Source organism: Sedimenticola selenatireducens (assembly GCF_007625115.1).
Classification (GTDB): Bacteria; Pseudomonadota; Gammaproteobacteria; order Chromatiales; family Chromatiaceae; genus Sedimenticola; species Sedimenticola selenatireducens_A.
Map to the genome: position 1 here is coordinate 14,402 of NZ_VMNH01000029.1, position 11,394 is coordinate 25,795.

General features: G+C 51.9%; 10 protein-coding genes. 2 read left to right on the plus strand and 8 right to left on the minus strand.

Annotated features, from left to right (window positions below; genetic code table 11):
• Nucleotides 1-18 precede the first annotated feature (18 nt).
• Both FHP88_RS17425 and FHP88_RS17430 read right to left on the minus strand, forming a co-directional pair.
• The gene (locus tag FHP88_RS17425; RefSeq protein WP_144360381.1) at nt 19-747 is read right to left on the minus strand and encodes a PolC-type DNA polymerase III; all 729 of its coding nucleotides are present in this window, start codon (nt 745-747) and stop codon (nt 19-21) included.
• Between the two features lie 130 nt (nt 748-877).
• On the minus strand, nt 878-2,758 hold the full coding sequence (locus tag FHP88_RS17430; RefSeq protein WP_144360382.1) for a putative nucleotidyltransferase substrate binding domain-containing protein: 1,881 nt from the start codon (nt 2,756-2,758) through the stop codon (nt 878-880).
• Between the two features lie 61 nt (nt 2,759-2,819).
• Between FHP88_RS17430 and FHP88_RS17435 the strand changes: the two genes are divergently transcribed.
• The gene (locus FHP88_RS17435) at nt 2,820-3,041 is read left to right on the plus strand and encodes a hypothetical protein (RefSeq protein WP_144360383.1); all 222 of its coding nucleotides are present in this window, start codon (nt 2,820-2,822) and stop codon (nt 3,039-3,041) included.
• Nucleotides 3,042-3,064: 23 nt separating this feature from the next.
• Here FHP88_RS17435 and FHP88_RS17440 read toward each other — a convergent pair whose 3' ends face one another.
• From FHP88_RS17440 to FHP88_RS17465, 6 genes are all read right to left on the minus strand, one after another.
• Nucleotides 3,065-3,760 carry a tetratricopeptide repeat protein gene (locus FHP88_RS17440; protein ID WP_144360384.1) on the minus strand — a complete coding sequence of 232 codons (696 nt, stop codon included), beginning with the start codon at nt 3,758-3,760 and terminating at the stop codon, nt 3,065-3,067.
• Nucleotides 3,753-3,986, minus strand: a complete 234-nt coding sequence (locus FHP88_RS17445; RefSeq protein ID WP_144360385.1) for a hypothetical protein — start codon at nt 3,984-3,986, stop codon at nt 3,753-3,755. The genes FHP88_RS17440 and FHP88_RS17445 overlap by 8 nt, the downstream gene beginning before the upstream one ends.
• Nucleotides 3,987-4,022: 36 nt before the next feature.
• On the minus strand, nt 4,023-6,008 hold the full coding sequence (locus FHP88_RS17450; RefSeq protein ID WP_144360386.1) for a sodium:solute symporter family protein: 1,986 nt from the start codon (nt 6,006-6,008) through the stop codon (nt 4,023-4,025).
• A gap of 250 nt (nt 6,009-6,258) precedes the next feature.
• Complete coding sequence (locus FHP88_RS17455; RefSeq protein ID WP_144360387.1) at nt 6,259-7,614, minus strand: sigma-54-dependent transcriptional regulator; 1,356 nt, start codon at nt 7,612-7,614, stop codon at nt 6,259-6,261.
• Entirely contained in the window at nt 7,611-10,562 is a 2,952-nt protein-coding gene (locus tag FHP88_RS17460; protein WP_144360388.1) for a sensor histidine kinase, read from the minus strand. Before FHP88_RS17460 ends, FHP88_RS17455 begins: the two co-directional genes overlap by 4 nt.
• Entirely contained in the window at nt 10,552-10,752 is a 201-nt protein-coding gene (locus FHP88_RS17465) for a hypothetical protein (RefSeq protein ID WP_144360389.1), read from the minus strand. The genes FHP88_RS17460 and FHP88_RS17465 overlap by 11 nt, the downstream gene beginning before the upstream one ends.
• A gap of 247 nt (nt 10,753-10,999) precedes the next feature.
• Between FHP88_RS17465 and FHP88_RS17470 the strand changes: the two genes are divergently transcribed.
• Entirely contained in the window at nt 11,000-11,383 is a 384-nt protein-coding gene (locus FHP88_RS17470) for a DUF6394 family protein (RefSeq protein WP_144360390.1), read from the plus strand.
• Nucleotides 11,384-11,394 lie beyond the last annotated feature (11 nt).

An 11,394-nucleotide genomic window follows, 5' to 3' on the forward strand; every position in this document is an offset into this window, starting at 1 on the left:
TCCAACGGAAAACAGATACTAAAAATGCCCCAATTCATATTGACGGTGAATGAGTTTGTTCACCGGGTTGTTATATTCCACCAGCACTTTAGCCAGTCGCTTGAATACCTCTGCCGTGATCATGGCATCACCTCGGGCAGTATGACGGCCCTCGATCTCAACCTGAGTGTAATCGGCTACCTCCTCCAGTGTATAGTGCCCAACCCGTCCGGTATGGACAAGGTAAAGCAGCATGGTATCTAACCATGGATGTTTCAGGTGGCAAAGCAACTCCTTCTGCAGGATTTTGTTGAGAAACCGGATATCAAATCCGATGTGATGCCCAATCAGTACACTCTCTCCAATAAAGTCCCCAATCTCCTGCATGACCTCTTCAATTAAAGGTGCATCGCTTACATCATCATCATTGAGATGATGGATTCGGGTTGATGCTTCCGGAATACTTCTGCCCGGGTGTATCAGTGTGTTGAATTCCCGACCGGTCAACTCCAAACCCTGCATTTCGAGCAGTGAAATAGAGCAGATCTCATCCCCTGCATAGGCCTGTAAGCCTGTCGTTTCAGTGTCAACTACTACAAACCGCGTCTCTTCAATCGGTTTGTTTACTAGCTTTTTTGGGTTCACAGAGAGCAGGCGTTGATGCAGCGCCAGCATGCCTGGATCTGCAAGCAGTGCCCCTTTGCTCAGGGTACGCCTGAAACCTGCATGAATTTTCCCCAGTAACTCTCCGAGCTGTTCACTCGCCATATCATATTAGCTTTTGCTGTTCAGCCTGCAATTTCCCTGCTATCTGTAGTTTTTATCGCCGCTCGCAAGCGGGGCAGGGGTCAGCACCCCTCATTGTAGTCAGTGCCAGCTTGAGCCACTCCTCTCTCATCTAGAATATATCAGTTGCGTAATCATCCTGTAATTGTTCCTGAAACCGTTTCACAGCCCGCATGGCCATACGCAAGGTACTGCGCGACTGTGGGGATAGGCGTTCCGGATTGATCAGCTTGTTCAGTTCGTTGTTTGCCTTTGCCTGCTTGATTTGATGCGTCAACAACAAATCCAATAACTCCTCAAAAGCCTCCTGAACGGAGTCCTTGAAGTCAGTTGAGAGCTTTCCGACGCGCATGAGCGCATTCAGTCTATCGGTGGTGTTCTGTGCAGCGATGCCATTTTGCAATGCGAAAATGCGTGCGGCATCGGCAATGATACGTAAACCGTTACGTTTGATATCGATATACTCACCCTGCTCATCTTTCATAGTAACCAATTGGTTGAAGAATCCGATAGCGGGTTTTCCCTCGGCATCATGGTCTGACATCATTTTTAATAGCCGTGGTTTGTTTTTTATCTCAGCCAGGGCGTGACGACGCAGTTCTGTGGTGAGGGCATCATCGCCATACAGGGTATCAAAATCAAAAACCACATTGGACCAGCGCGCCGCCTTTTCTGTGGGCTGATTGACGATATGGCTAATCTGTTGTTTCCATTTCGACAGGGTTTTGTTGTAGAGCGGGTTACGCGCCATGATGGCGCCGGGGCAGAGTGGATAACCGACCAAATCCAGATTCAGATTAAGGCGGTTGCAGAAATGATCAAACCACTCCTTTACTTCTTTCTTTTCGCTGATCGGGGTGTCATCAATGATGATGCCGTTGTCCTGATCTGGGTTGAGTAGCATCTCCAGGCGTCCCCCCGAACCCATAATAAGTACCGTGAATCCTACTGGTGCTTTGCCAAGATCTTTTGTCTCCATCCAGCGCAGTGTCAATTCCACCACCCGTCTTTGAGCGATCAGGTGATACTCGCTGAGTAATCTCACTGCACTGCTGGGGCGGTGATTGGTCTCCTGAATATCAATGGCTGCATCAACTAGCTGTGGCATCAACTTGGCCAGCTCTTTTATCGTATCGGCTTCTCTGAAGCGATTGGTCAGCGTGCTGGGGCGGGATATCAGAATACGCAAAATATCGGTTTGCGAGACAATACCCACCGGAATTTGGTCATCCAAAACAATCAGGTATTCTACGCTATGCCGTCTCATGATCTCTTCGGCTTCCCATAAGGCCGTTTCCGGATCAATCACGCGAGGTGTTTCAAAAGCGATATCGATTACCCGATTACCTGGGTCGGCGTTGCGTAGCATGACGGCTTCAGCGAGTCCTGCATAAGTGAGTACGCCGCGAAGCAAGTCCTTGTCATCGGTTACCACGATGCTGCCAATCTTCCGCGCTTTCATTATGTCGAATGCTTCGCGTAGACTGGTCTCCGGTGTACAGGAGATAACCGGGGTGTGCATCACTCGCGTGACTGGGTGCGCTAATACGCCGGTAGAAATAGAGCGATCAGGACTGCGTTCACGGAGCTTGGCGGCAATGACTCTGTTCAACACGTTGAACAGTTCAGGGTGTTCTTCTTCAAGGGCCTTGAAGCGATCTTCATGTATGGCAAGGATCACTGACTGATTGGTGGCTATGGTTTTTGTGGTGTAATCATTCTTATCCAGGTAATTGGCCAATCCGATTAGATCGCCTGGAAGCACGGTATCCTGGCGTCCAGTTGGGCGATGCATGACGACCGTACCATCGAGCAGGATATAGATCTCTTTTTTGTAAGGCTCACCAGGACGAAACAGTGCAACACCTCCGGGCAACACTCGCTTGCTTGCACAGTTCACCAGCTCTTTCAATGTTCCGATGGGAACGTCTTTGAAAGTGCGTGTGGCAGCCAGTATCTGCTCGGTTGTCAGTGTTGTCCGTTTGTTTTCCATGCGCTCTTTTAGACTGTTATTCGGTTTTTGATTTTCCTGCGTTGTTGCTGATCAGGAAAAAATGCTATTTTTATCAGCGGGCGTTTACCTTTTTCTTACTATCGATATGGGCGTTAATGTGATTGATTGGATCTTTCTGTTTGTTACAGGTGTGATTGCCTATCATGCATTAACGCATCGCAATGAGGATGGTGAGAACGATACGGGGCATCAGTTGTTTGGTGCCATCGCGTTGTTGTTTTTCTCGCGCGTCCTGTTTGTCGATATCCTTAAGCTGTTCTAAATATTCCTCTCAGTGGTTCTCGGTTAATCCAGTTTATACGATCGCTGTTTTGCATCTTCCTCTGGTAACCGTAACAGCCGTTCGTCTGCCGGTTTTGCTAACTGCTCTTTCAGGTAGCGCGCCCGATCTGCTATTGAAGGCGGCTTCTCCGGTTGATTGCGCATGAATCGGGTTAGAAAGCCGGGGCCTTCTTGGATTTCCGGAGCCAGCTTTAGTGACATCTGATAATCAGCCAATGCACCAGGATAGTCCGCCAGTTGGTCTTTCAATATCCCGCGGTTGGCATGGGCGACACCGACAGCTCTACGATTCGCGTCGTTGATACCCTTGTTCTGCTCTTGCTTTATTGATTCATCATATAAGGCAAGTGCAGTCTGCAATCTGGTCGTTGCCGCTTGGCGAACTGTCGCGGCTTTCATCGCGCTGTTAGCCTGTTCTAGCTGGTGCGCTTCAAGTAGTTGTTGTAATCCCATGCGCATGAGGGACTGTGCTTTGCCACGTAATGCGCCCGTATTGTCGGGATTTCGTTCATAGGCCTTGTCGAAAGCGGCAAGTGCCTTGTCGAACGCGCCATCTTCCAGATAACGCCCCGCAGCAGACAGTTCATGTGCGTCAGGCCCCGCATCTCTGATTTCAGTGTCGTAATAGGTCCAGCCTATCCAGGCCGTTGTCAAAGCAACGGCAACTCTGATCAAGGCGCGATAGTGGGTATCACCCATTACCTGTGTTGCTCAACCACAGGTTAAAAATCCAGGAGAAAAACAGAACAAGGCCAAGGCTGATAAACCGTGCCCTGATCTTCTGCCCACGCAGGGCATTGCTGTCCAGTGTGCTCCCTTGTTTATGCTGTAACCGCCTGACACTGATTACCCAAATCAGATTACTGACAGGGAAGAACAGCATTGCGGCCAATAAAATGAACCAGAAGTAGAAAGATGCGTTCATGGTCTGATTCACAACTCACAATTAATCAATTAACTATCAACCGGGTTTATCGATATCCAGTTGTATGTCACCAATATCTTCGTGCAGGGCCACGACCTCTTTGTGGGGAATGGTTGAAAGCTCCATCTTGTAAGCAAGTAGCCACATCATCCCCACGCCCAGTAGCCACCAAAGAAGTTGCCAGGCCCAGATGGAGGGCATGCCAAATGTCCAGGTCTCGGCGTTGGTGGGGTCACCAAACACCCAGTTACCAATGACCGCGCCAGGACCTATGCCAAAGAAAAACCATGTCAGTGTAGCGATCCAGGCGACAGGGATCAGCCCACGCTTTTCTGGAGAGAGCGAGGCGTGATCACGCAAGAAATTGTGGAAGATCATCCGGTGTTCATGCTCATTCTGTTTTTGCGTCATAGCAGAGATGATCAGCGCCAGGGAGAAGTTGAATAGTATGCCCCAGAATGCTGAGTGGAGTGTCATCGGCCAGCGACCCCAAGGCATATACTGTGCGCCGATGCTTTCGGTCAGCGTTACCGCAATCAGTCCGGCGATAAGCCCGACAGTGATTCCCTGTCTTGTCAGATAGGGCCACCAGCAGACGGCAATCAGCGCCGGCCACATCTGGAAGCCGTAAGCCACTGCCAGCCCACCTAACAGCACCAGCGCGTCACTGGATGTCGAGGCAACTACCAGGGCAGCCAAGACAATCAGGATGACCCCCAGCCGACCATACATCTTTTGTTGTGCGTGACTGGCATTTGGAATAATAAACCGCTTCAGCAGGTCACGGGTCAACATGCCACCGGCGGTCGACATATAAGCAGAGCCGGTTGACTGCATGGCGGCCAGGGCGCAAACAGATAGCAGGCCTACCAGCCAGGGTGCCGTTTCCGACATGAGGTAGACCAGTTGCGGAACCAGCATGTCGCCTTTGCCCTCGGACTGCATGATATCGAGCCCACCCAGGCCTGTGCCCATGACGTTGTTGACCAGGTCTGGAAATTTGGCCATAAACTCAAGATCGGCGCCAAGAAAGTGTGCTCCGATGCCCTGAATTGCGGTGAAGAACACCAGGATAAAACCGATTACAAAAGAGGAGGCCCATACCTGTTGTGGTGCAAAGGGTTCTGGGCTTTTGTTGCCAAATGCCCACATCGAGAAGGCTGGGGCTGATTGAATGCCCATCAGCCCGAACATGTAGGTGAGGACCATAAGGCCTGTCCAGGCGCCGCCAATAGGGGCGCTGTCAGTGCCTAGTCCAGCGCCAAACTGGATCACTCCCGGTATGGCAATATAGGCACTGTAGCCATCCGGTGTGGTTTGGCCAAACATGGCCTTTCCTGTAACGGGATCAATCTGGGAGAGTGCCGCAATCCCTTGGTTGAGGTTTGCAAAGCCCCCCACCGCGTGCATAGCGATGAGGCCAATCACAACGATTCCGCCACCCAGCAGGATAGCTTGTGCGGAGTCAACATAGGCCACTGCCCGCAGACCACCTGAGGCAACATAGATAATGACTACCGTAGAGAGTAGCCACATGCCGACATTGGTGCTCAGCATGTTATCGGTAAGCACATTAAACAGGAAGCCGGAGGCGCGCAGTTGAATGCCCAGATAGGGGACAGAGAAGATCAGGGCTACCAGAACGACCAGGATACGGATCAGGTCTGAGCGAAAATAGTAAGCCAGCATCTCGCCTGGCGTGATAAACCCAAAGCGCTTGCCCAGCATCCATTGTCGCTTGAGGAAAAGTACGCCCGTAAAGGGGATGGTGATTGCGTAGAAAGAGGCGTAGGCGTACTGGAACCCATCCCGGTAAATCAAACCTGGGTGTCCCATGAAGGTCCAACCAGAAAAAGAGGTTGCCGTGGCGGCGAGTATAAATACCCACAGTGAAATTTGCCGGCCGGCTACAAAATAATCACTGGCGGTTTTGGCCGACAGCGCCCCCTTTATGCCCCAAAAGATACAGTAGGACCAATATAGCGCAACGAATACAAACAACCAGACAACCTTCGCGTCCATTGGTCGTATTCCCCCTCATGAGTGAGTTTTAAAGGATATTTTAATTTTGTTATTTGAGTTTAGATCATCATCACGACGACTTATACCCAAATGCTCCCGCTATTATGCGAGAAACGTGCCGTTAATTAAAGCTATTCAGCTCAAGGGTTTGTGTAATTTCCTTGCGGCCTGTTACCTTTCTTCGTTACTAATGGTAACGACCCTGGGTGATTCGGTAACAGGAGAAGCCGTCTGGTTTTTCAGATTTCAATCAACGACTACTTTTTTTGGTCCGGGGAATACCAAAGCGTTGCCTTCTTTCCCAAAGCGCCTTGCGACTGATGCCCAGTCTCTTGGAGAGTTCGGTTTCTGTCATCTGATCTTGATTCTCCAGGACAAACTGTCTGAAATACTGTTCCAGTGAAAGTTCTCCCGTTGGTGGGGTGGCTGCGATGGGCAGGGTTCCTGCGGAGTGGGTGCTTTCAATGGCGAGTAGATCAGGGGTGATGATGTCCTCCTCACACAGAATGACCGCCCGCTCAAGGGCATTCTCCAGTTCTCGGACATTGCCGGGCCAAGTGTAGGTGCTGATGGTTTCGATAGAGGCTTGGTTGAGCGTCATCGGGGCCCGATTGAGTTGTTTGCGTGTCTTCTCAAGAAGAAATATAGCCAGATCAACAATGTCACCTCCACGCTCTCTCAGGGGTGGCAGATTGAGCTCCACGACACGGAGACGGAAATAGAGGTCACTGCGAAATTCGCCTTCCTGTACCCGCTGTTTGAGATCACGGTGGGTTGCGGCTATCAGTCGTACGTCAACGACCCGAGACTGTTCGGAGCCAACACGGCGAATCTCTCCGTTTTGCAAGACGCGGAGCAGTCTGGCTTGGGCGGCAAGGGGTAGTTCACCTATCTCATCCAGAAACAGTGTGCCGCCTTCTGCCGCTTCGACCAGACCTGTCCTGGATGAGTCGGCGCCGGTGAAGGCCCCTTTTTCATGGCCAAACAGTTCCGATTCAATCAGGGTTTCAGGAATAGCCGCGCAGTTCACGGTGATGATGGGGGCATCTTTGCGTAAACTCTGTTCATGCAGTGCCCTGGCAACCAGTTCCTTACCTGTACCAGACTCTCCGAGGATCAGTACCGTGCTATCTGTTGGGGCGACCTTGGTCACCCTTCGACAAACCTCCTGCATGGCGGGGCATTTTCCTACCATACCGTCGACCGGGTAGGATTTGTCCAGTTCGGATTTCAATACTTCCGTTTTTCGCCCCAATTTCTCCTGCTTCAGGGTACGCTCAATCAGCAAGACCAGTTCATCATGGTCAAAGGGTTTAGCGATGTAGTCGATGGCGCCCTTTTTCATCGAGTCTACAGCGGAGCGTACGCTGGCGTAGCTGGTCATGATCAGTACAGGAACACCGGGTGCACGGTGTATGACCTCAGTCCCGGGAACACCCGGGAGACGGACATCGGTGAGTATTAGATTGAAACTCTGCAGATCATATTTTGATTCTGCCTCTTCAACCGATTCTGTCGCACTCACCTTGTAACCTCTGCGGGTTAGCAGTCGCTCAACGGCATCGCGGATGACGGACTCATCTTCAATGATTAATATTTGGCTCATGGTTTTTTCTTATCCAGGTGTTGCGGTAGCTTGATAATGACACGGGTACCCACACCGGGCGCCGAGTCAATTGCAATGCTGCCATTGTGTTCTTCAATAATTTTTCCAACCATAGGCAGTCCCAGGCCGGTTCCTTTTCCTGCCTCTTTGGTGGTGAAAAAGGGCTCAAAAATCACATCGAGTGCCTCTTCTGGAATGCCTTCCCCTTGGTCCATGACCTCTATCTGAATTTCGTCATGAGAGGTGAAGGCGAATATTTCAACGCTATCACCTGGCTCTGAGGCGTCGCAGGCATTGGTGAGCAGGTTGACCATCACTTGGGCCAGACGCTGACGATCTCCCTTCATGAGCAACTCTTCGGGGCAGCTATTGCTAAATTCGACATGCTTGCCGGCACGCGTGAGGCCAACCAGTTGAATGGCCTCTTCCATGATGCTGTTGAGGGTGAAAGTTTCAAAATTGAGACCGATTCGCCCGCTGCGGCTGTAGCTCATCAAAGAGTGGACAATGCTGCTGATACGACGGGTCTGTTGCAGGATTGCCTCGATACTCTCCTGTGTTGTCTCCTCGTCCCGCTCTTCCAGGAGATTCTGCGCCAACGAGGCGATGCCCGAGACAGGGTTGCCAATCTCATGGGCCACACCGGCGGCGAGTTTTCCAATAGAGGCCAGGCGGTCACTGTGGGCCAGCTCGGCCTCCAGGGTCTCCAGATCGGTCAAATCTTCTAGAAGCAGAACCAAACCGCTACGTGGACCGGTCTGGAATCGAGGTAGGTCAGGATCAAGAATGGCCGCTTTGTGCAGGTTATACCAGTGCGGGCTGTTGTTGATTGGGACTTCCATATGGTGAATATGCTCATCTTGGGCCAAGGCAAATCCGGCCAGGAGTTCTCCCCAGGGGGCGGTTAAGGAAGAGAGTTTACGTCCCGTAGCCTCGCTGCTCGGTACGCCACTCATCACTTCCAGCGCCAGATTCCAGGTCACGACGGTGTGATCCGGATCTACCGCACAGACGCCAAGCGGCAGATCAAGCAGCACCTGCCGGTGATAACGGCGCAGCGCATCAAGATCCGCGGTCAGACCCTTCAACTTACTGCGGGACTGTTCCATGCGCTCTTCCATGTGTCGAATCGAGTCGGCGAGAGCGGTTTTAGCATCGCCATCAACCTTGAGCTGCTGGTTGATGATCATGTGGGCCATGGCAGGTCCCACCAGACCGGAGAGGTTTAGCTCTATGCGTTGTCGGAGTCGCTTGAGTTCTCTAGGGCGTGTTTCGCTGCGATCCAGGTCAAGATCTTCCAGGGCTTGATTGACCTCCATTTCTGCCGCCTCGCGCCCTAGCATCACGGCAAGGCCCTCGGAAAACTGGGCCGGGGAAGCGGCGGTCAGCGTACCATCGAGCGGGATCATGATGGCTACTTCGCTGCGACAGGCGAGTGCCGTCTCCTCCTCTTCCGGAGACTGCCTAGTGATGAGAGAGATAATGACAAACAGCAGGCTATTACAGGCGAGAGACCAGAAGGTTGAGAATTGCCATTGGTCGAGGCCGGCGGTATCGCGCATCGCGGGAAGATCGATGCCGGTCTCAATAAACCCGGATTTTTCCAGTAGCGGTAACAAAAGGGTTATTACCCAAATAGTGAAACCGCCCAACAGACCGGTAATAAAGCCTTCACGGGTGGCGCGGCGCCAATAGAGCAAACCCACAATGCCAGGAAGGAACTGGGCAACCGCAACGAATGAGATCAGGCCCAGCTGAACCAGGCCCTGATTGTGTTCGAGTACCTCATAGAAGATGTAGCCGGCAAAAATGATCAATCCGATGAGTAGTCGCCGACCCCACAGCAGCCATCGATAGATATCTACCTTTGGATCCGGATAGCTGGCGGGTAACAACAGATGGTTCAGGCACATGGATGAGAGTGCCAATGTTGAGACAATCACCATGGCACTTGCCGCCGAAACCCCCCCGATGAAGGCTAGAACCGGTAACCAGGAGGGCCCCTTGCTGAGGGTGATGCCGAGGACGTAATAGTCCGCATCCATATCCAGTTGGAGGTATTCACCGGCCCAAAGAATCGGCGGGATGGCCAGGTTCAACAGTAGCAAAAAGAGCGGGAAGGCCCAGCTTGCAGTAGCCAAAGATCGAATCGACAGATTCTCTGTAAAGGTCATGTGGAACTGTCTGGGCAGTAAAAAGGCCGCACAGAACGACAGGAATAGCAAGGTTGTCCAGGGGCCTTCCCGTACCGGTTCATAGAGTTTGCGGAGTGCTTCTGGGTGGTTTTCCAGGTACTGGTTTAGCTCGCCCGGTCCAGAAAAGACACCAAAAATTGCAAAGTAGCCTACCGCCATCATTGCAACAATCTTGACTAGGGATTCAAAGGCAATCGCGGCTACCAGTCCACGATGCTTCTCTCGAGGGGAGATATGGCGGGCACCGAAGAGGATGGAAAACAGGGTCAGCATGCCACAGAAACCGAGTGCTAGCGTCTGCGGGATCTCATCGTGAGTGAGTACCTGGATTGAGGTGGTCACCGCACGGATTTGCAGTGCAATATAGGGCAGTGATCCAAGCAGCATAAACAGGGTAACCAGAACCCCCCCAAGCTGGCTTCGATAGCGAAAAGCCAGTAGATCTGCCAGAGAAGTGAGCTGATATTCTCGGGTTAGACGTAACAGGGGTTGCAGGAGTACCGGGCTCAGAATAAAAGCAAGCGTGACGCCGAGATAAACCGTCAGAAACTGATAGCCCTCGCGCTGGGCAAAGCCAACACTCCCATAGTAGGTCCAGGAGGTGGCGTAGACGCCCAATGAGAGCACATAGACCGGTGCATTATCGGTCCAGCGATCCGGTACAAGGCCACTGTCCGTGACGTAGGCAACAAAGAAGAGCAGTAGCAGATAGAACAGACTGGCTCCGAAGAGGATCTCCAGATCATAAGTCATGCTGCGAATATTTCCTGTGCAGCCAGGCACCTAGCACGATAAGCAACAACCAAAGTGCGTAGGGGACCAGCCAGTGAGCGCGGTCAGCGGCCCACCACACGGTCAGTGGTGAGGCGAACAGAAACAGGCCAAAGAGTGCCAGGATCAGTGCACTCTCTCTTAACCTGATAGGATCGGGGTGTTTTTGCATCAGATAAGGGTATCAGTTGTTACTATTAGTAACAACTTTATGCGGGTTTTTGACCCGCAGCAGGGGGGCGTGTGCTTGTCTTAGTTACCTATGGAATAGATTACACCACCTAGGACTTTGAAATGACTGACTTTGATATAAAGCGCAGGCAAGGCGTATGATCCTGGGGATATAGATAACAAAGTGCAGTTTCAGTAGCAATTGCCTATAAAGATGGGCTGCTACGGATAAGAGGAGAGGGGAATCCATGAATCCTGAGAAGGTGGTATTTGGCTTTTTTATTGTGCTGGCGCTCACGCTCAATTTTGGTTTTTTTGTGGGCGAGATCGACAACCCAGACCATCATCATCTGTATGAGCTGTTTGCCGTGGTGATCGTGAATCTTGTTGCCACCTTGCTCAAGTTTGGTGACCGCACCCAGATGGGTGCAGTGCTGCTGGCTACCAGTCTGGTTGCGGTACTGCAGCTCCTTGCGGCGGCTCTGGTATGGGCTGCAGCGGAGCATATTTCAGCTACAGGCCTTACGCCGCCCGTGATGGCCAGTATTGTCTCGTTGTCGGGTGGGGCCATGCTGGCCAATGTCATCTCGGTCGTGCTGCTGGTCATTGAAACAGTGATGTTGCGGCGTTAAAACGCGCCCAG